Consider the following 19,644-nt stretch of genomic DNA (forward strand, 5'->3'; position numbering starts at 1 on the left):
GTGTCGTCGGCGTGGACTAGTGAGTGCTGCACCCACCGGAGCCACAGCTGCAGCCACCATCGCCACAAGAGTCGCCGCAACCTTGTGGTGCAATCACATCGCCGACCATCAGGAAGCGGCCGGTGACGATCTGGCCAGGTGCAGGCTCAGGCTCGTCGTCGATTGCAGGCAGCAGAATGTCAATTGAGACTGGTACATCAGCATGGATCAGCCAAAAGTCCTGGCCAGTCAAGCGATTGGTTCGCTTATTAACCTGGTTGATCACGCCGGAGATCTCGACTGATGCGTCAGGGGCAGTGGTGCCCGCTTTCGGCCCAACGATTGCCTCAGCTCCGAGGGAGCGGAGTTGCTGTGGGTTCGATCCGTCGTTGTCGCTTACCTGTGCATCCACAGCGAGAGCTGCGAGGTTGACGTGTTCGAAGGTCTGGGTGCCTTCGTCGACAAGCAGCGGGCTCTGTGCCAACGCGCACGTAACGGAGTGCAGAACTTGATCGAACTTCTCCGATGCCGGGTCATCTTCGACGATTTCAATGAGTGCAAGGACATCATCTAGTGCAGAAACATGGGCTGTGACCTGTGTGAGCCCCGCAAAGCCAGCAAAAGTGGCGAACGGTTCCACGCCGAGCACATGAAGTCGGGCGCCGGATGGATCTTCGAAACGGACGAGCTGGCCGCCTCGCACTTCACCGATAACGGACAGGTAATCACTGGCGATGGCAGCTTCAATGGCATCCTGCCACCGGTCGTAGCCGAGGCCAATGCTGCGTAGGTCGGAAGTCATAGTGTTCCACTGTAGTACGGGCGGGTGTGGAAACTGGTCGCCACCTCCTGTGACGCGCGTCAGATGGGAGACGTGGGTAACCCCGATAGTGAAATCCTGATGTCAATTTGGGGTCTACCTATACAAGTGGGGTAGGGTGGCCTTAGTTAATTCTTCAAGGCTTGCCAAATATCAGGCTTGACATACTTAGGGAGATCGACATGGGGAAGCAGTTTTCCACCAGCTCGACAGGCTCGATGACTATCGAGCTGACTCCGATGGGCGTACCAGCTCAGACACCTGCTGATCGTCCGCAGTGGGATTCACTCGCGGAAGTACCTTCCGGAATGTCGGTGGTTCTCGCTGCTCCACAGGCCGAAGCAGGATTGTGTCGCCGACTTGCTCAACTCGGATTGCGTCCAGGAATGCGAGTGACAGTTGCACAGAAGACAGCCGGCGGTGGGCGAGTAGTCAAGTCAGGCACCTCTCGTTATGCAATTGATCGAGAGACCCTCGCACTCATGGGAGTTCTTCAATGAGCAAAGTTGTCATAGGTACCGAAGGGTCCTTGGGCAATAGCAAGCGTAAGTTCTCGGCTGCGCCAAGCTGTCACGAGTGCCCCGGCGGATCAGTAGCGCCCGCTGGATCGCCCATCATTGCTTTGGTGGGCGCGCCGAACTCCGGCAAATCCACACTATTCAATGCGCTGACCGGCGCTAAAGCTCAAATGGGTAACTGGCCGGGCACGACTGTAGAAGTTAGTCGTGGCGCATGGACTGTCGGTAACACCGTCATGGATGTCATTGACTTTCCAGGAGCTTATTCGTTGGATGCGATGAGTCCTGACGAGGAACTCACTCGCGAGATGCTCATCGAAAAGCCGATGGAAGAGCGGCCTGACCTCGTTGTGGTCGTCGTCGACGCAACGTCGCTGGCACGTGGTCTGTACATGGCTACAGAAATCGCCGAGCATCCAAACCGCTTAGTCATTGCGTTGACGAAACTCGATGTTGCTGCAGCGCAAGGCGTCACCGTCGATCCAGCTGCACTGCAAGAAGCGATGGGCGTGCCGGTGGTGCCGGTGGATCCGCGTCGCAAAGCTGGGCTCGCTCGGGTTGGGCAGACAGTTCAAGCTGCCCTGGAAGGCTGCTTGGTGACGATGCGCCCCATCGCACAGCCATCTCATCCACAGCATGTAGAACAGCTTCTCGACGAAAGCCCTGAATCATTTACCGATTGTCAGAGCAGCGAGGACGAAGATAGGTCGTGCTGCAACAGCTGTGACGCTGAGGTAGTGCCGGTCGCAGAGGTAGATCAGGAAGCACTTGACGAAGCTCGTTTTGCTGCTATCGATGCAGCCGTCAGTGCGTCTGTTCATACCGAAAATGAACGCGTGACATGGAGCGATCGTATCGATCAGTTTGCGCTCAATCCTTTCCTTGGCCCGCTGTTGTTCTTGTTCGTCATGTGGGTTGTTTTCAACATAACGACGACCGTGGCCGCTCCACTACAGGACGGTTTGGATGCTTTCTTTACTGGTCCACTGTCGGAATGGGCTACGGCTGGCTTGGCCGCTATTGGTCTTGACGGGCCTATCGCAACTGGATTGGTCGTTGATGGCCTGATCGGTGGCGTTGGCATGGTGCTGACGTTCGCTCCATTGATGGCACTGATGTTCTTGTGTCTCGCTGTGTTGGAAGACTCTGGCTACATGGCTCGTGCAGCAGTGGTCACTGACCGGGTCATGCGTGCGATTGGGCTGCCCGGTAAGGCGTTTATTCCACTCATCGTGGGTTTTGGTTGCAATGTTCCAGCAATCTCGGCGACCCGAGTGTTGGGTAATCCTCGGCATAGAATCCTCACGTCGCTGCTCATTCCGTTTACGTCGTGTAGTGCGCGTTTGACGGTCTACGTCATGATGGGCGCGGTGTTCTTCCCAGACAACGCTGGCAACGTCGTGTTCGCGATGTACGTGATCTCGATTTTGCTCGTCGTTCTTACTGGCTTGATCCTCCGCAACACCTTGTGGCGCGCACTGCCATCGGAACCACTGGTCATCGATCTGCCAACCTACCAATTGCCAACGGTGCGCCTCGTTACCAGCGTGATGTGGATTCGTTTGAAGGGCTTCCTCAAAACTGCCGGTGGCATCATCGTGGCAACCGTCGTGGTCGTGTGGTTCTTGCTGGCCATGCCAGTCGTGCCCGGTCATAGCTTCGGTAGCGAGGATTTGGCTCCACAGGATTCTGCTTATGGCAAGGTCAGCCATTCCATTGCTCCGGTGTTCGAACCAGCTGGCTTTGGGTCGTGGACTCTGTCAGGTTCGTTGATTACTGGTTTCGTCGCAAAGGAAGCAGTCATCTCCACCTGGGCGCAGACTTATGCAGTTGAAGACGTGACTGATGCCGATGAGTCAGAACAAGCTGAAAGCCAATTGGCAACCCGGATCCGAGCCGACTTCGAAGAGTCTTCGGGAGGGCACACGATTGCAGCAGTCTGGGCATACATGCTCTTCATGCTGGCGTATACCCCGTGTGTCGCCACGCTAGCCGCGCAGAAGCGAGAGATCGGTACCAAATGGATGTTGTTTGGGCTTGGCTCCCAGCTGATTGGCGCGTGGGTGTTGGCCGTAGCAGCGTTCCAGATACTGAAGCTTTTCCTCTAAGACTTTTCTTCTAAGAATCGCAGGGCAGAAATGAAGTGGTTTCGACAAACGCGTGGCGACGAATCGTCGCCAGTCAAAACCGAAGCACCACAGCAAGAACGTCGGACACCATTGGCCGATGTGAAGGCAGCCATGGCGCGAGGCGTGCTGTCTCGTGCTGCGATTGCGCAGGAAACAGGGCTGTCCAGGGTTACCGTCGACGCGGTGCTTGAGCACTTGGAACGGACCGGGCAGGTGCAGCGGGAACGGTTAGCGGCATCGTGCCCGTCAAGTGGTTGTTCTTCGTGTAGTCATGCGACCTCCAGTGGCGACGCATGCGGGCCGGCTGCACCAGGCGGGGAACGTGGGCCCGTCGTGTTGACTCTGCAGGCTCCACAGCGACGTCGATAAGCAGGCACTTACGTCGTGTCGAATTGGGGTTTTACCCGGTCAACGTGCGACAATACGTGGCAACATGACTGAATTTACTCCATCAACTGGTGATCTTGATCTTGAAGCGCGTTCGTCGCTGCGTAGGTTGTCGCGAGCTGCGACCCACACGACGGATGCGGAGGACATCACTGAAGTCGAGTATCGCCAGCTACGACTGGAACGAGTAATCCTGCTGGGTGTGTGGACGGAAGGCACACTTGCAGAGGCGGAAGCTGCGATGAATGAGCTCGCCGCTTTGGCAGAAACCGCCGGCTCCGAGGTACTGGAAGCGGTGTTGCAGCGCCGTGACAAGCCAGACCCGGGCACATATATCGGCTCGGGTAAGGTCGCCGAACTTCGCGACATCGTGAAAGCGACGGGCGCAGATACCGTGATTGCCGACGGTGAATTGTCGCCTGGCCAACTGGTTGCATTGGAAGACCGCCTGGATGCCAAGGTCATTGACCGCACGATGCTGATTTTGGATATTTTTGCTCAGCACGCCAAGTCCAAAGAGGGTAAAGCACAGGTGTCCCTCGCGCAGATGCAGTACTTGATCACGCGACTGCGTGGTTGGGGACATTCCCTGTCCCGTCAGGCTGGTGGTCGCGCTGGCTCGAATGGCGGTGTGGGTCTGCGTGGTCCCGGTGAAACGAAGATTGAGACTGATCGTCGACGTCTGCGCCAGGACATGGCTCGAATCCGTAAAGAGCTTGCTGCTATGAAGACGGCGCGTGAGATTAAACGCGCGCGTCGTAAAGCTGGGCATTTGCCACGAATCGCCATTGCTGGCTACACGAATGCCGGTAAGTCGTCACTGCTTAATGCCTTGACTGATGCCGGTGTACTAGTCGAGAACGCACTGTTTGCAACCCTGGACCCAACGACCCGGCGCGCGGAGCTTCGCGACGGTCGCACGGTGATCATGACCGACACCGTGGGCTTCGTACGTCACCTGCCAACGCAGCTCATTGAGGCGTTCCGGTCCACCCTGGAAGAAGTACTGGAAGCGGATCTCATCCTGCACGTGGTTGATGGCTCTGATGCTTTTCCGTTGGATCAGATTCAGGCAGTCAATGATGTCATCAATGACATCGCTGCCGAGCAGGACATGGAAGTGCCACCAGAGTTGTTGGTTGTCAATAAGATTGATCAAGCTGATGGCATCACCCTTGCGCAGCTACGCGCTGAGCTTGACGACGTCGTCTTTACCTCAGCAAAGACAGGCGAAGGCATCCCGGAGCTGGAGACACGCATTGAACTTGCTCTCAATGCTTTGGACGCACACGTCACCATGATGATTCCTTTTCAACGTGGCGATATCGTGGCTCGACTGCACGAGGAAGCTACCGTCCTGGCCGAGACGTACGAGGGTGATGGCACGCACATCGAAGTCCGATTGCCGAAGTCGATGGCACGTGAGCTCAGCGAATTCATCATTGAAGAAAAGTAGCCTCTAGGGCGTAACATATGGCTTCGTGAACTCACGTAACGCTGATCAAGGCCACTTAATGGGCTGGACGCTACACGGCGATGGCCGTCGTATTGCACCGGGCGCTGTCGTTGCACCTGAAGAGCGATTGACCTGGCTGCGCACCATTGGCGTCGGCATGCAGCATGTCATCGCAATGTTCGGTGCTACGCTGCTGGTCCCACTGATTACGGGTTTCCCCGTCAACACCACTCTGCTTTTCTCGGGTATCGGCACGATTCTATTTCTGCTCATTACCCGCAACCGACTACCGAGCTATCTTGGCTCGTCGTTTGCTTTCATTGCTCCGCTCTCGGCGACGCAGGCGCAAGGTATTGGTGCCCAGCTGGGTGTGATCATCGCTGCTGGTGCTGTGTTGATGGCGCTGGGCTTCGTCGTCAAGCTTGCAGGTAAGGCTTTTCTCGATGCAGTGATGCCACCGACAGTGACAGGCGCTATCGTCTCGCTGATTGGTTTGAACTTGGCGCCGACGGCTGCAACGAACTTTGCGACGCAGCCGCTCGTCGCCTTTGTCACTATGGCCACCATTTTGATTGCGACCGTCGCTGGTCGTGGCATGTTGGCTCGATTGGGCGTGCTGGTCGGTGTCCTCGTCGGTTGGTTGTTCGCTGCTGTGACCGGCAACCTCTCGCCAGAGGCAACGCAGACGGTGTCCGAGGCCCAGTGGATTGGTCTCCCGGACTTCCACGCTCCAGAGTTCCATCTCAATGCAATGCTGATTGGACTCCCGGTGATTGTCGTGCTGATTGCTGAGAACGTCGGCCACGTGAAAGCCGTGGCCGCAATGACTGGTCGAAATCTGGATGACCTTGCTGGTGATGCGTTAATCGCTGACGGCTTTGCGACGACCCTCGCCGGTTGTGCAGGCGGATCAGGTACGACCACGTACGCCGAGAACATCGGTGTCATGGCGGCAACCCGGGTGTATTCAACTGCTGCGTACTGGGTAGCAGCACTAACCGCTATCGCGTTGGCGTTCATTCCGAAGTTTGGTGCGTTGATCCTGACAATCCCTGAAGGCGTGCTGGGTGGGGCAACGCTGGTGTTGTACGGCTTAATCGGGCTGCTCGGTGTTCGAATCTGGATCGATGAGCGTGTCGACTTCAATAACCCAGTGAACCTGACGGCAGCAGCAGTCGCCCTAGTTGCGGGAATTGGCAACTTGACCCTCAATGTTGGTTCCATCCAGTTGGAGGGCATTGCTTGGGGTTCGGTCGGCATCATCATTGGTTACCCACTTCTGAAGTTCCTCTACGAACGCGTCGGGGAGGGCCAGCAAGTGGCTCGACAGAGACTCTGATTGACCTCAAAGGGCTAGCAAGCGAGGCCTAACCAGTTGTAGGGGAAATGCGCTGCGGCCAGCACTTCTTTAAAGTCACAACGCATAGCGCACCTACGAGTGAGCCCGCAAGAATCGCGACAATCCACGACAAGGGATGCGCTGTGGCAAACAGGACAAACACACCGCCATGTGGTGCCATAGTGCTTGCTCCGAGTCCCATCGACATAGCCCCGGTAACACCGCCGCCGATAACGATTCCGGGGATGACCCGAAGCGGATCGGCTGCGGCGATCGGGATGGCGCCCTCAGAGATGAACGAGGCACCTAGCAGCCAACCCGCCTTGCCGTTATCGCGCTCCGTGGCATTGAAGTACTGCGGTGTTAGTGATGTTGCTAGAGCCAAGACCAGTGGGGGAACCATACCGGCCGCCATCACTGCGGCCATGATCAATTGAGAGCTCTCTGTGCCAGAGGACAGGCCGGCCGTCGCAAAGATATAAGCAGCTTTGTTAATGGGGCCTCCGAGGTCGGAGCTCATCATGATGCCGAGGACCAAGCCCAACAACACTGCGGACGAATCCGACATCCCGGTGAGCCAGGATTGAAGACCTGACATCACACTGCTGAGGGGTTTACCGAGGACCAGGTACATGGACAGGCCAACAACCATGGAGCTGAGGAGTGGGATGACCACCATCGGCATCAGCGAGTCGAGGGCTTTCGGCACTTTTAGGCTGGCTAACCAGCTGGTCAAGAGACCAGCGAGCACGCCGGTAACCATTCCTCCAATGAACCCTGCACCCATGCTCAGAGAGATGGCACCTCCAATAAAACCGGGTGCAATTCCGGGTTTATGTGCCAATCCGTATGAGATATATGCACTGAGAATCGGCACAATCGCTTGCATGCCGAACCCACCGATGAGCGATAGTGCTCCGCCCAGGTAGACCAGCAAACCAGGGCGATTGATGTCGAAAACCTGTCCGTTACTGAAGTGGTATTCGTTCCCAGACATTGGATGAGGAAGGTTCCACAACGACGAATCCTGGACGACGGCTTCTGCAAAATGTGAAACTTGCGTGCCTGCGAAAAGGAAACTCACGGCAATGAGAAGGCCACTAGCCGCTACGAACGGCACCATATAGCTCGTGCCCGTGAGCATTGCCTGTTTGATACGTCGCAAGAAGTGAGCACCAATGCCACTCGAGCCACGTGGAGTGGATGTGCCGGGGCCATCGTCGGCTTGGCTGTGGACAGTTTCGAACGTCCCGGTTTGACGTGGGGAACCGTATTCAACCCTGGAGGATGCAACGGGGCGGGATGCAGCTAACTCAACTGCATCAGCGATGACCTTGTCTGGCTGATCAAGGGCATTCCGGACCGACATCGAAAGAGTGGGAATGTTATCGAGTCGACTGGGCGCATGGATCTCGATGTCTGAGGCGATGATCGCTACATCTGCGTTCGCTAAAGCAGCGTCGGTTAATGGCACTTTGCCTGAAGCGCCTTGAGTCTCGATGGACAGCGACACGTCGTCACGTTTGGTTGCAGCATGCGTGAGCGCATCGGCCGCCATGTATGTGTGGGCAATGCCGGTGGGACATGCGGTGACTGCAACTATGTGCGTGACCTCACGAGTCTGAATCGGCTCAACCGCCGCCTCGCGTTGCGACGCCGTTGTCAGGGCAGTATTCGACGTGCGCGGGGAAGCTGACAACTTGGTGGCGATGATGTTGATGGCATCGTCGGCAGACTCAGTGCCACGCAGTGCTGCGCGGAAGTCCTTCTTGATCAGACCACGGGCAAGACTCGACAAGATAGTCAAGTGTGCGTCATCGGCCCCCGCTGGGGCAGCAATAAAAAATACGAGGTCCGCAGGTCCGTCCGGGCCCCCAAAATCCACGGGATTGGACAAGCGGACGAAGACGAGGGTCGGAGACTCTACGTGAGAGCTGCGACAATGGGGAATGGCAATGCCACCTTTAAAACCAGTGCTGGAAGTGGCTTCACGGGATTGGGCGTCGGCAAGCAAACCCGCACTGTTGGACGTTCTTCCCGCATGTTTCACAAGTCCCGTAAGAAATCGCAGGACGTGATCCGTCGTAGACCCAACGTTGACATCAAGCCGAATGAGTTCCGGGGAAATGAGATCATTCGTGTCAAGTGTCATGGTGCATCGTCCCTAGTCAGCGGAGTACCGTGTGACGGTAGCTTCCGAGGTGCGTAATAGATCTGGAGTTGGAATCTGGGTGCTTGGCAAAGCCGTCGCGGCTGCACCGTATGCCATGGACAATGCCAGGCATTCATCGAGTGGCTTGTCCCCGACGCGTCCAAGCAAATAGCCCGCGAGAGTGCAATCGCCTGCGCCAACCGTTGACACTGGTGTGATGGGCGGTGGGGTCGCTACGTAGATTGGTTGATCACGCACGGAAAGTACGGCGCCAGCTGGACCAAGCGTGATCAATACTTCGTCAACGCCCTTGTCGTTGAGGGTACGAGCTGCATCAACAGCAAGCCCGTAATCGCCCGCGAGGGCGTTTTGCTCAATGGCATCTCCGTTAAGACCAAGCATTTGCCCGGCCTCGTGCGCGTTTGGTTTGAGCAGGGTAGGGGCGATGAGCTTCAGATTCTTGCCGACTGTGTACAGCGGTCCGTCGGAGGTGTCAATGGCAATTTTGGCACTCGGATTGGCAGACCAAATGTGGCGCAGACACGCGACATAAAAGTCTCGTGGGACACCAGGAGGCAGGGACCCAGCAAGTACCACCCAACTAGCAGCAGGAGCGAGGACTTCCAATCGATTGAATACCTGATAACGCTGGTGCTTGGTCATAGTCATGCCCAGCGAATTCAACTTCGTGGTGGTGCCGTCATCTTCGACAAGCGTGTAGTTGATGCGTGCATCATTGCCTGTATCAATTGCCTCGTGAGGAATACCAGCGAGCCCCAGCAAACGTGAAAAGCGACCGTGAGCAGCTGCCGGATACAACGCGCAGGTGTCATAACCTGCCAGGAAGAGAGCTTCCGAAACGTTGATTCCTTTGCCGCCAGCCATATCATCTGGCATAGGTAAGCGGTAGACCCCACCGCGTTCGAGACGCGCGTTGATTCGCGCCGTTCGATCAATCGACGGGTTGAGAGTAAGGGTCAAGATCATCAGGCAATAACTACTTCCACACCGTGATCTCGGAGATTCTGAACGAACGCCTCTGGAGCTGAATCATCGGTAATGACGACATCAATGTCATCCAAACCAGCAAAGCTGACCAAGAAATCCCGGCCCAACTTCGTGGAGTCACACATAACGACGACCTTCCGCGCGTTAGTAATCATTGCCCTTTTGACTGCAGCTTCCTGCGGATCGGCAGTAGATAGGCCATGATCCACAGTGAGGGCGTTTGATCCGATAAAGGCAACATCAGCGCGCATCAATGCGAGAGTACGTAGCGCGGCATCACCCACCACCGCCTGCGTGATCACTCGAACCTGACCCCCGAGCAACTGAAGCTCAATGAAATTTGCGGCGGCTAGCGTCAGTGCGTTGGGCAGGGAATTGGTCACCACCGACCACTGTCGCTCATCTGGAGCATGCGCCATAAGCTCTGCGAGAGCTTCGGTAGTCGTGCCTGCATCGAGGAAAACACCACCACCGGAATGTGGAAGAAAGTCCACCGCAGCTCGAGCAATCGACTGTTTAGCATCACGCTGCGCGTTCTTCCGCGCGTCTACTGAAACCTCGAGCGTCTGAAATGACTTCGTTGCGACGGCTCCGCCGTGGACTCGGTGTACCGCACCTTCAGCGTCAAGCTGTGCGAGGTCACGGCGAATAGTTTCGGCAGTTACGTCAAAGCTCAGCGCCAAATCGGCGACTGTCACACGGCCTTCTACCGCAGTAAGCGCTGCAATTTTTCGGCGTCGTTCTTCTGCGTACATGTGAGAGAGCCTCCATCTGGCCATGACCGTGCACGTTTACTAGGGGTAAACGCTACGAAAACCGTACTAATAGAAGTATGCCCGTTTGATTGTGTTTAGGGCAATGAAAACCCACAACAAAATTCAAACGGGCATAAACGGGGTGAGTTGATAGATTAAAGAACGTAGCTAGGAGCAGGTCAAACAGAGAAAACTTAGAGACTGCGAAGCACAGTCACGACCTTGCCAAGAATTGTTGCTTCTTCTGCGCGACGTGGCTCGAATGCCCGGTTATGAGGCAACAGCCACTTACCGGCAGCATCCTCGTGCCATTCTTTGACCGTCGCCTCGTCGTCAAACATGGCGGCCACAAAGTCTCCCTGCTGTGCCACGTTCTGAGAGCGGACGACCACCCAGTCGCCATCCAATATGCCCGCATCGATCATGGAGTCGCCGACGACCTTCAGCAGATACAGGTCGCCCGATCCAGTGAGTTCTCCAGGCAAAGCCATGTAATCTTCGACATTCTGCTCGGCGAGGATAGGGGATCCGGCTGCAATCTGGCCAACGATTGGAACCACCGTCGGTGCAGGAATATCCTCTGGCAGATCTGGAGTCTGGATTTGAGGACGTGGCTGTGGGCCCGGCTTCGAAGAGCTGTCCATGCCATCAAGCTTGTCATTGAGGTTGCGAACATCGACTGCCCGAGGCTTATTGGCATCGCGCCGAACGAAACCCTTCTTTTCTAACTCGCGCAGCTGGTATGCCACCGACGAGGTAGAACTAAGGCCAACTGCATCGCCGATCTCCCGAATGCTTGGTGGATAACCCCGCAACGTCAGCGCATCGTTCAAGAAAGTGAGAATGCGTCGCTGCCGCTCGGTAAGGGGACTCATGTCGGGTTTGCTACTTGCCATGTTGTTATCTCCACTCTGCATCCAGTCTGCTGTCCGCTCTTGATACCGCATTGGATGTCCACGTTGGCGCCAAAGTTGACGCCCACGTAGCCATCCAAGTCAACGTCGGAATCGAGGAACTGTCCTGTGTTTTCTAACTCACACCTTGGTCTCGACAATACACGACGTGTTCGAAATATGGCACAACTGTTCGAGTATTTTCGAAAACTTTGTAGACACTGTCCGGTAAGGGTGCTATAAATCGAACATAGGAACGCAATCGAACATATGGTTGCATCGTTGTTCGACTATTGTTCGAACGGAAAGTAGGAAGGATTCAGCAATGACTGTTTTTCTTGCAGAATACCGGAATGATGTACAGACCTCGAGCAATACGTCCATTGTCGAACTCGACTTTTCGCGTCCGGCATTTTCTGGCGCCACCCGGCGTGCTCGTGCCGTGAAGGAGTCACGTCGAGCTATTCGAACGCACGGGCGGACTTCTGTTCGTCCGTTGGGTCACCGTGCGGCACGTCGTCAGCGACCAAGGGGTGGCCACGATTTGTTCTACATCGGAGGGGCATCAGGTGCGGTTCTGCCTCCGGTAGCGGCTGCCTCGGGTGGTGCGGGCGTGGGTCCTTTGCGTGGTGTTCGCAGGAGCCGCGCCAATATGGGTGTTGCAGCCGCGATGATTGGCGCAGCCGGTCTGCTCGGAGCTCTCGCTTCTGCAACCGCCCCTGACGAAGCCCCTGTGCCAGCCACGGTAATTTCTATCGGCGCTACTGCGACAACGGCTGCGGGGTAGAAGAATCTGCTGCACGTAAGATGAAAGCGTGCATTGCCAATACTGTCACCATGACCACACCAAGGTAATCGATTCCCGGTTGATCGATGACGGCATGACCATTCGCCGTCGACGCGAGTGTTTAGCATGTGGAAAGCGATTTTCGACTCTGGAACGCTCACAACTCATGGTAGTGAAACGCGACGGTATCGCTGAAGAATTTAGTCGCGAGAAGGTCATTCAGGGTGTTCGGCGTGCATGTCAGGGGCGAGACGTGCCTGAGTCCAAGTTAAAGAAGCTTGCTCAAAACGTAGAAGAAGCTCTCCGAGCTAAAGGGACTCCCCGTGTAGATTCCAATGATATTGGCCTCGCAATTCTTGAGCCACTGCGTGACCTCGATGAAATCGGGTACTTACGCTTCGCATCCGTCTACAAGTCCTTCAGTTCGGCCGAAGATTTCGAAAACGAAATCCGCTACCTCCGGGAACACAGGGATCGACCCAAGCACGATTACTAGAGCTTATCTATTGCCTTTTTCACCCTCGTTGTAGACACAGTTCGGGCGGTGCCTAGGCGTTGGGCAAACAGACTCACTCGGAGTTCTTGAACCATCCACCCAATATCACGAACTGCAGCGGACTTCTGGCGAGCAACAGGCAATTGCTTCAGTTTGTTCTCCAGATGCGCCCGAACCTCGGCGACTTCATCTTCCAAGTCGGCGTCCCGATAAGGATCGCGATCCATATCTTGAATACGGATCTCCATTGCTTCGAAGTACCGAGGCAAGTGACGCAAGTGCGTCCAGCCGTGCCGTGCTACCGCACCTTGAGGAAGCATGAACTCCAACTGGCGACGCATATCGTCAACAGCTGGTCCTTCCCACTTTTTAAGTTCCTGTACCACCGTGTAATAGCGGGGCAACGCTGCTGCCATTCCTACAACCAGCTGTCGGACACCGGCATTGACGAGGGGCTTTACGGCATCGCGAAGCTTCTCGTAGTCCTTCGGATCTCGGACGGGGCCACCATTGGTCATCATGGCATCACGAACAACTGCGACACGACAGTCCTCGACAAGTCCTTCGGCTCCGCCGTGTGGCCAAGAATCCACGGCAACCCGCTGTTGCAAAGGCAGCCCTTTCACCATGGAACTTACATGCACTGTGCAGTCCCGCAGCAACATGGTCAAGCATGCGGTGACCAACGATGCTTCTGCCTGTGCCTTCGTTGGCATGACCTTAACTGCGACACCGTCCTTGGTGGCAACCAACGTAGGAAACGCTGTCACCTTTTGGCCATCGACCTTGTTCTCGACCGTTTCCGGGATTGCCCCTAGGTTGTCAGCAGTCCATTCCTTCACAGCGTCGTGCTCAGAATGTGCTGCTGCTTGTGACACCGCAGTCCGCACTTGACCTGCACGACGCCCTTGCAGTGCTGCCAAATTCCGATCCTGGTCAGTAATGTTTCCTCGGCGGTCGATCGTCGCAAAGTTGAAGCGCAGGTGATCCGGGAGCTTATCCAGATCGAAATCAGTAGCCGAAATTCCCGTACCGCCAAACTGGCGAAGTGCGTCGGCCAACGCTTCGGTGAGAGGACGACTATACGGCACCATGACATCGAAAGCCTTGCGAGCAAAATCCGGAGCTGGCACCACGGAACGTCGTAACGGTTTCGGAAGGGAACGGATCAGAGCCTCAATAAGCTCTAACCGGAGACCCGGGACAAGCCAATCGAAGTTCTCGGAAGTTAATCCGGCGAGCAATGGAACCGGAATGTGTAGAGTCACGCCATCATCGACGGCACCCGGCTCGAACTTGTAGGACAACGTGAAGTCCAAAGAACCCTGCTGCCACATATCAGGGAACTGGACCTCGGATACATCGTGGGCATCCGGATTAACCAACTTGGAAGGATCGAAGTCCAGAAGAGTGGGGCTCTTTTGAGAAGTCTTCTTCCACCAACGATCGAAGTTTGCCGCGGTTGTGATGGATGCGGGTAACTTGGCGTCGTAGAAGGCGTACAAAGTGTCATCGTCAACAACAATGCCGCGACGGCGAGCTTTGTCCTCAATGAGTGCTGCGTCATCGAGCTTTGCACGATTGTCGTGGAAAAAGCGGTGATGGGTAGTCCACTCGCCATCGACTAGGGCATGTCGAATGAACATCTCACGGGCTGCCACAGGATCGACAAGGTGATAGGGAACAATGCGCTCCACAACAACCGGCACACCGTACAAAGTGCGCTTTAGATAAGCCATAGCGGCACCACGCTTAGTGGACCAATGTGGTTCGGAATACTGGTCTTTCAGCAGATGGTCGGCTAGTTTCTCCACCCACTGCGGTTGGATGACAGCGACGCTGCGGGCAAAGGTACGCGAAGTTTCGACGATCTCGGCTGCCATGACCCAACGAGGGGGCTTCTTGTTCAGCGCCGACGAAGGATGTACGAGGAACTTTGTATTTCGGGTACCCGTAAACTCCTTGCCATCGCCTTCTCGAACACCGATCTGCGACAGCATTCCGGCCAACAGACTCTGGTGGATGGAATCCGTGTCAGAACCGTTGGTGTCGGATGACCAATTCCATCCGAGTTCACCCACCACTTGAGTCAATTGGCGGTGGAGATCCTGCCATTCACGAACACGCATGTAGTGCAGGTACTCCCGCTTACACAGTTTGCGGAACTGGTTTCCTGAAAGTTCGCGCCGCTTCTCCGTGAGATAGTCCCACAGCTTCAGATAGGAGGCGAAATCACTGGTCGTATCTTTAAATCGGGCATGGAGCTGATCCGCCTGAGCTTGGAACTCCAGTGGACGTTCCCGTACATCTTGCAGACTCAACGCAGAGACAATGGTGATGACAGAATGCAATGCGCCATTAGTGTTCGCTTCGACCAACATGCGAGCTAGTCGAGGGTCGACAGGTAGACGCGCGATATCACGTCCCTGTGGGGTCAGCGTTGGTGCTTCATTAGTTGTGGCGGTCAGCGCGCCGAGTTCGTCAAGAAGTTGGACACCATCTCGGATGGCCTTGTTATCTGGTGGGTTGATAAACGGGAAGTCCTCAACGCGGCCCAGCTTCAAATTGGCCATCTGCAGAATCACAGACGCAAGATTGGTGCGCAGAATCTCCGGATCTGTGAATTCCGGACGCGAAACAAAATCTTCTTCGCTGTACAGGCGAATAGCTACGCCATCAGCGACACGACCACATCGGCCCGAACGCTGATTAGCTGACGCTTGGCTGACTGGCTCGACTGGCAAGCGTTGCACCTTCGTTCGCGTTGAATACCGCGAAATACGCGCGCTGCCTGTATCGACAACGTAGTGGATACCCGGCACCGTCAGCGAAGTTTCGGCAATGTTGGTTGCCAACACGATTCGTCGCGAAGAATGTGGACCGAAAACCCTGTGTTGCTCAGCGTTCGACAAACGACCAAACAATGGCAGCACCTCAACACCACGCCAATGCTGCCCGTCGATTGCTTCTTTGGCTTCGCGGATCTCGCGCTCGCCAGAAAAGAAGACCAGGATGTCCCCGTCGCCGTCACGCATGAGTTCGCGACACGCATCGAGGACACCATCGAGAGGATCGCGGTCGATCTCTTTGACGTTGCCGTGCTTGTCCGTCACCTGATCCACAAGCGGGCGGTACCGCAATTCAACTGGATAAGTGCGCCCCGAAACTTCAATGATCGGGGCAGGTGTGCCGTCAGCATCGGCGAAGTGTCGGGCGAATGCTTCCGGATCGATCGTTGCCGACGTAATGATGACCTTCAGCTCAGGGCGCTTCGGCAATAGCTGCTTCAAGTAACCGAGCAAGAAGTCAATATTAAGTGAACGCTCATGCGCTTCGTCGATAATGATGGTGTCGTAATCGAGAAGCAACCGGTCACGCTGAATCTCTGCCAGCAGAATGCCGTCTGTCATCAGTTTGATCGCCGTGTTGTCTCCGACACGATCATCGAAGCGAATCGCGTAACCGACGTGCTGCCCGATTTTCTCGTCCAGCTCCTCAGCAATACGTTCTGCCACGGAGCGAGCTGCGAGACGACGTGGCTGTGTATGGCCAATCTTGCCCAGCACACCACGCCCAAGTTCGAGACAAATCTTCGGAATCTGAGTCGTTTTACCCGAACCCGTTTCACCGGCAATGACGACAACTTGGTTCTTCTCAATCGCCTCGGCAATGTCGTCCCTACGTGCAGAAACCGGCAATTGCTCCGGATACGTCACCGTAGGCATTGCTTGACGACGATCCTCGCACCGCATCTTCGCCAGCTCAATGTCTTCGCCGATGGCATGAACAGCGTTGGGGGAGCCAGCTCGACCCAAACGACGACGGAAACTGCGCGCCTCGGCGAACGGCAACTCGGTGAGCTCCGCGTGCAGGCGCTTTTTTGCGTCGGCAACTTCTGGCGTCACTCGGCGAGAGCTCTTGCCCGCGCCTCGTCGTGGTCCCTTATTGGTGCGTTGTTGAGGGGACTGGGGCCGTCGTGAAGCGTTGTGATTGGAACGCTTGGAGTGAGATGCAGAGTTAGTCATGGTGATTCACACAAATCGTACAGGCTTGCCGACGACTCGAATCACCATGACTACGGAATGTGATCGAGGTGAAGCCGCGAGAGGCCACGAGCCTAGGACGTTGCCTCTGCTGCAGCCTTCTGCGCAACCTCTATGCACTCGTCCTGGCCACAATGCTGGGTTTCGGTTTTGGACCAGCAGTCGTCGCAGATCAGTACCTGCTTCCGGCAATTGTCTTCGTTAATGCAGTTCTGGAACTTGTTTGTTGGTTCACCGCAGTGGATGCAGTGGCCGAGCTGAACGTAGTCCTCATCGTCGATGCCTTCCCCAAATTCGAGGTGCATGCGACGATCGAACACATACAACGAGCCTTCCCATAGGCCCTTATTGCCGTACTTCTCGCCGTAGCGAACGATGCCACCATCGATCTGGTAAACCTCTTTGAAGCCACGGTTCTTCATCAGCGCAGACAGAATTTCGCAGCGAATACCACCGGTGCAGTAGGAGACGACGGGCTTGTCTTTCATCCAGTCGTACTTGCCAGATTCCAGCTCGTCGATGAAGTCGTGGGTCGTGCGAACATCGGGAACAACGGCATTCTTGAACTTGCCAATCTGCGCTTCCATGGCATTGCGACCATCGAAAAACACCACGTCATCGCCATGCTTTTCGACGAGTTCGTTGACCTCATGCGGCTTCAGGTGCTTGCCGCCGTCCATCACGCCGTGGTCGTCAACCTTTAGCTCGCCCGCGGCTTTGAATGCGACGATTTCATCGCGCACCTTCACCGAAAGCTTAGGGAAGTCCTCAGCACCGCCCTCGGACCACTTGAACTCCATCTTCTTGAAGCCAGGGTATTCCCGAGTTTTGCGAATGTACTTCTTACACGCATCCAAGTCACCGCCCACGGTGCCGTTGATTCCGTGCTCGGAAAAGAGGATGCGACCTCGCATGCCGAGCGACTCGCACAAGTCACGCTGCCACAGCATCACGGCTTTCGGATCGGACAGCGGTGCGAAACAGTAGTACAGGAGAATCTTGCTAATGGACACGCCTTCAACTTTAGCGCTCTGTAGGAGCTTCCCCTAAATCAGAAGTAGCAGGCGAGGGGACCGTTAGGGCCGTCGATAACTTCCACTGGAGTGTTGAAAATCTCGGATAGGATCTCGTTCTTCATGATCTGTTCGGGCGTGCCGAACTCCGCGATTTTTCCATTTTTCACGGCGCAGATGTAATCGGAGTAGCGAGCCGCGAAATTGATGTCGTGCAGGACCACAACAATGGTCTTGCCGAACTGCTCAGCTGCGCGCTTCAAATGCTGCATCATCTGAACTGAGTGCGCGATGTCGAGGTTGTTCAGTGGCTCGTCGAGAAGCACATAGTCTGTCTCCTGGCACAACACCATTGCGACGTATGCACGCTGCCGCTGACCTCCCGACAACTGATCGAGATAGCGGTTTTCCAGTTCTGTCAGGCCTAGGAAGTCGATGTAGCGGGAGATGATTTCTTCATCGGTCTTGTTCAGGCGCCCTTGGGTGTAAGGGAATCGACCGAATCCGACAAGCTGACGAACCGTCAACTTAGTGATGAAGTGATTCTCCTGGCGCAGAATCGATAACACGCGGGCGAGGTCCTTGGACTTTGTCGTCGATACGTCGAAATCTGCGACGGAGATCGCGCCCTCGTCCATGTCCATGAGGCGACCAATCATGGTCAGAAGAGTGGACTTGCCGGCGCCGTTGGGACCAACGAGCGCAGTGAGGCCTCCGGCGGGAATGTCAAGATTGACGGGGCCGATCTCGACTTCGCTGTTGTACTGCTTACGGACGTTCGTCAGAGTAATCACAGTCGGCCCTTCCTAAGGATGACGAAGAGGAACACCGAGCCACCAACCAGCTCGATAATGATGGACACCACACCTTGTGCGTAGAAGATGTGGTTCATGACAAAGTACGCGCAGGTCATGACCATGAACGCGATAGACAACGACATCGGCAAGATGTACCGGTGGTCGTAGGTATCAGCAAACTGATACGCGAGCGTTGCGACGAGAAAGCCGAGGAAGCTCATGGGTCCCACCAGGGCGGTGGAGACGGCCATCAGGATGGTAACGAAGATGAGCGTCAAGATTGAGATTCGGCGATGATTCAGCCCCAAGTTTGTGGTGGCATCGCGTCCCAGGGAAATGATGTTGAGCTTGCGGGACATGCCGTAGATGCCAATGCACGCGATAGCGATGAGTGCGATGGAGATCGGGAAATACTCTGCTTCCGCATTGTTGACAGACCCAAAGAGCCGGGCAGTCAAAACATCGAACTCGCTTGGAGTGAGTAACCGTTGCATGAATGTCGATAAGGAACCGAGGCCACCACCAATGACGATGCCTACCAAAAGCATGGCGTGAATGTTGCCCTTGTTTCCCGTCAGCAACCAGCCGTACAAAACCAAGCTGAAGCCGATCATCAAGACCAGCTGCACCAGGAACGTCTGCATCGAACGTGCTTCCATCAAACCAGTGATGCCAAGGAAATAGACGGTAGCTGTGTGCAAAGCCGTATAGAGAGCCTCAAAACCCATGATCGACGGTGTAATGATGCGGTTATTCGTCACTGTCTGAAACGCGACGGTGGCGAAAGAGTGGCAGAAAGCCACAATGAGCATGGCGATGACTGCCTCGAGTCGTCGTTCTGCAAGCAGCCAGAACTGTTCCGTGCCTACCGGCATGGGATTGCCGTAAGCGAGCAAACCGAAAGCAGCAAGAAGTCCGAGCGCGGTAACAACTGCCAGAATGATCCAGTACTTGCGAGCTGCACGCTTCGTTTGGAACGCAGCGGCAGACCGAACTGGTGCTTCAGCGACAGGTTCGACGGTCTCAACTGGCTGCATGAAGTGCAGCTCTTGTGGAGTCAACGGTGTCTCTG

The 19,644-nt window shown here is 55.7% G+C and carries 16 protein-coding genes; 7 read left to right on the top strand and 9 right to left on the bottom strand.

All coding sequences use genetic code 11. From position 1 onward, the window contains the following. Nucleotides 1-16: 16 nt before the first annotated feature. A complete protein-coding gene (locus WG938_RS05150) occupies nucleotides 17-781 on the bottom strand; it encodes a hypothetical protein (RefSeq protein ID WP_339978183.1) in 765 nt (254 codons plus the stop codon). Between the two features lie 200 nt (nucleotides 782-981). Between WG938_RS05150 and WG938_RS05155 the strand changes: the two genes are divergently transcribed. The 5 genes from WG938_RS05155 to WG938_RS05175 are packed head-to-tail and all read left to right on the top strand — an operon-like array spanning nucleotide 982 to nucleotide 6,628. Beyond that, nucleotides 982-1,299 carry a FeoA family protein gene (locus WG938_RS05155; protein ID WP_339978185.1) on the top strand — a complete coding sequence of 106 codons (318 nt, stop codon included), beginning with the start codon at nucleotides 982-984 and terminating at the stop codon, nucleotides 1,297-1,299. Continuing rightward, the gene (gene feoB / locus WG938_RS05160; RefSeq protein WP_339978187.1) at nucleotides 1,296-3,425 is read left to right on the top strand and encodes a ferrous iron transport protein B; all 2,130 of its coding nucleotides are present in this window, start codon (nucleotides 1,296-1,298) and stop codon (nucleotides 3,423-3,425) included. The genes WG938_RS05155 and feoB overlap by 4 nt, the downstream gene beginning before the upstream one ends. A 30-nt stretch (nucleotides 3,426-3,455) precedes the next feature. After that, a complete protein-coding gene (locus WG938_RS05165) occupies nucleotides 3,456-3,815 on the top strand; it encodes a FeoC-like transcriptional regulator (RefSeq protein WP_339978189.1) in 360 nt (119 codons plus the stop codon). A 22-nt stretch (nucleotides 3,816-3,837) separates the two neighbouring features. Further along, a complete protein-coding gene (hflX, locus tag WG938_RS05170) occupies nucleotides 3,838-5,289 on the top strand; it encodes a GTPase HflX (protein ID WP_445228208.1) in 1,452 nt (483 codons plus the stop codon). A gap of 58 nt (nucleotides 5,290-5,347) precedes the next feature. Next, nucleotides 5,348-6,628 (top strand): uracil-xanthine permease family protein, encoded by a 1,281-nt coding sequence (locus WG938_RS05175; RefSeq protein WP_339978847.1) that lies wholly within the window; start codon nucleotides 5,348-5,350, stop codon nucleotides 6,626-6,628. Nucleotides 6,629-6,656: 28 nt separating this feature from the next. On the opposite strand, the gene WG938_RS05180 is transcribed toward WG938_RS05175, so the two are convergent. The 4 genes from WG938_RS05180 to lexA all read right to left on the bottom strand — a co-directional run bounded on the left by WG938_RS05180 (nucleotide 6,657) and on the right by lexA (nucleotide 11,418). Beyond that, nucleotides 6,657-8,780 carry a PTS fructose transporter subunit IIABC gene (locus WG938_RS05180; RefSeq protein ID WP_339978191.1) on the bottom strand — a complete coding sequence of 708 codons (2,124 nt, stop codon included), beginning with the start codon at nucleotides 8,778-8,780 and terminating at the stop codon, nucleotides 6,657-6,659. Between the two features lie 12 nt (nucleotides 8,781-8,792). Beyond that, complete coding sequence (locus WG938_RS05185; RefSeq protein ID WP_339978193.1) at nucleotides 8,793-9,767, bottom strand: 1-phosphofructokinase family hexose kinase; 975 nt, start codon at nucleotides 9,765-9,767, stop codon at nucleotides 8,793-8,795. Beyond that, the gene (locus WG938_RS05190) at nucleotides 9,767-10,543 is read right to left on the bottom strand and encodes a DeoR/GlpR family DNA-binding transcription regulator (protein WP_339978194.1); all 777 of its coding nucleotides are present in this window, start codon (nucleotides 10,541-10,543) and stop codon (nucleotides 9,767-9,769) included. Before WG938_RS05190 ends, WG938_RS05185 begins: the two co-directional genes overlap by 1 nt. A 194-nt stretch (nucleotides 10,544-10,737) precedes the next feature. Further along, entirely contained in the window at nucleotides 10,738-11,418 is a 681-nt protein-coding gene (lexA, locus tag WG938_RS05195; RefSeq protein ID WP_445228183.1) for a transcriptional repressor LexA, read from the bottom strand. 343 nt (nucleotides 11,419-11,761) lie between these two features. Between lexA and WG938_RS05200 the strand changes: the two genes are divergently transcribed. After that, nucleotides 11,762-12,223 (top strand): hypothetical protein, encoded by a 462-nt coding sequence (locus WG938_RS05200; RefSeq protein ID WP_339978196.1) that lies wholly within the window; start codon nucleotides 11,762-11,764, stop codon nucleotides 12,221-12,223. A gap of 28 nt (nucleotides 12,224-12,251) precedes the next feature. Then, a complete protein-coding gene (gene nrdR, locus WG938_RS05205) occupies nucleotides 12,252-12,719 on the top strand; it encodes a transcriptional regulator NrdR (protein ID WP_339978198.1) in 468 nt (155 codons plus the stop codon). On the opposite strand, the gene hrpA is transcribed toward nrdR, so the two are convergent. The 4 genes from hrpA to WG938_RS05225 all read right to left on the bottom strand — a co-directional run bounded on the left by hrpA (nucleotide 12,716) and on the right by WG938_RS05225 (nucleotide 19,609). Continuing rightward, nucleotides 12,716-16,744: an ATP-dependent RNA helicase HrpA gene (gene hrpA / locus WG938_RS05210; RefSeq protein WP_339978200.1), complete on the bottom strand. Its 4,029-nt coding sequence runs from the start codon at nucleotides 16,742-16,744 to the stop codon at nucleotides 12,716-12,718. The genes nrdR and hrpA overlap by 4 nt on opposite strands. 92 nt (nucleotides 16,745-16,836) lie before the next feature. Beyond that, entirely contained in the window at nucleotides 16,837-17,775 is a 939-nt protein-coding gene (trhO, locus tag WG938_RS05215; protein ID WP_339978202.1) for an oxygen-dependent tRNA uridine(34) hydroxylase TrhO, read from the bottom strand. Between the two features lie 38 nt (nucleotides 17,776-17,813). Next, entirely contained in the window at nucleotides 17,814-18,569 is a 756-nt protein-coding gene (locus tag WG938_RS05220; RefSeq protein WP_339978204.1) for an iron ABC transporter ATP-binding protein, read from the bottom strand. Next, nucleotides 18,566-19,609, bottom strand: coding sequence for an iron chelate uptake ABC transporter family permease subunit (locus WG938_RS05225; RefSeq protein ID WP_339978851.1), 1,044 nt, complete (start codon nucleotides 19,607-19,609; stop codon nucleotides 18,566-18,568). The genes WG938_RS05220 and WG938_RS05225 overlap by 4 nt, the downstream gene beginning before the upstream one ends. Nucleotides 19,610-19,644 lie beyond the last annotated feature (35 nt).

It is taken from the genome of Corynebacterium sp. H113 (genome assembly GCF_037572315.1).
Taxonomy (GTDB): Bacteria; Actinomycetota; Actinomycetes; order Mycobacteriales; family Mycobacteriaceae; genus Corynebacterium.

What these genes read in the sequence shown, in the direction of transcription:
- WG938_RS05150 (WP_339978183.1), bottom strand. Translation starts at nt 781, where the DNA reads ATGACTTCCGACCTACGCAGCATTGGCCTCGGCTACGACCGGTGGCAG.
- WG938_RS05155 (WP_339978185.1), top strand. Translation starts at nt 982, where the DNA reads ATGGGGAAGCAGTTTTCCACCAGCTCGACAGGCTCGATGACTATCGAG.
- feoB (WP_339978187.1), top strand. Translation starts at nt 1,296, where the DNA reads ATGAGCAAAGTTGTCATAGGTACCGAAGGGTCCTTGGGCAATAGCAAG.
- WG938_RS05165 (WP_339978189.1), top strand. Translation starts at nt 3,456, where the DNA reads ATGAAGTGGTTTCGACAAACGCGTGGCGACGAATCGTCGCCAGTCAAA.
- WG938_RS05175 (WP_339978847.1), top strand. Translation starts at nt 5,348, where the DNA reads ATGGGCTGGACGCTACACGGCGATGGCCGTCGTATTGCACCGGGCGCT.
- WG938_RS05180 (WP_339978191.1), bottom strand. Translation starts at nt 8,780, where the DNA reads ATGACACTTGACACGAATGATCTCATTTCCCCGGAACTCATTCGGCTT.
- WG938_RS05185 (WP_339978193.1), bottom strand. Translation starts at nt 9,767, where the DNA reads ATGATCTTGACCCTTACTCTCAACCCGTCGATTGATCGAACGGCGCGA.
- WG938_RS05190 (WP_339978194.1), bottom strand. Translation starts at nt 10,543, where the DNA reads ATGTACGCAGAAGAACGACGCCGAAAAATTGCAGCGCTTACTGCGGTA.
- lexA (WP_445228183.1), bottom strand. Translation starts at nt 11,418, where the DNA reads ATGAGTCCCCTTACCGAGCGGCAGCGACGCATTCTCACTTTCTTGAAC.
- WG938_RS05200 (WP_339978196.1), top strand. Translation starts at nt 11,762, where the DNA reads ATGACTGTTTTTCTTGCAGAATACCGGAATGATGTACAGACCTCGAGC.
- hrpA (WP_339978200.1), bottom strand. Translation starts at nt 16,744, where the DNA reads ATGACTAACTCTGCATCTCACTCCAAGCGTTCCAATCACAACGCTTCA.
- WG938_RS05225 (WP_339978851.1), bottom strand. Translation starts at nt 19,609, where the DNA reads ATGCAGCCAGTTGAGACCGTCGAACCTGTCGCTGAAGCACCAGTTCGG.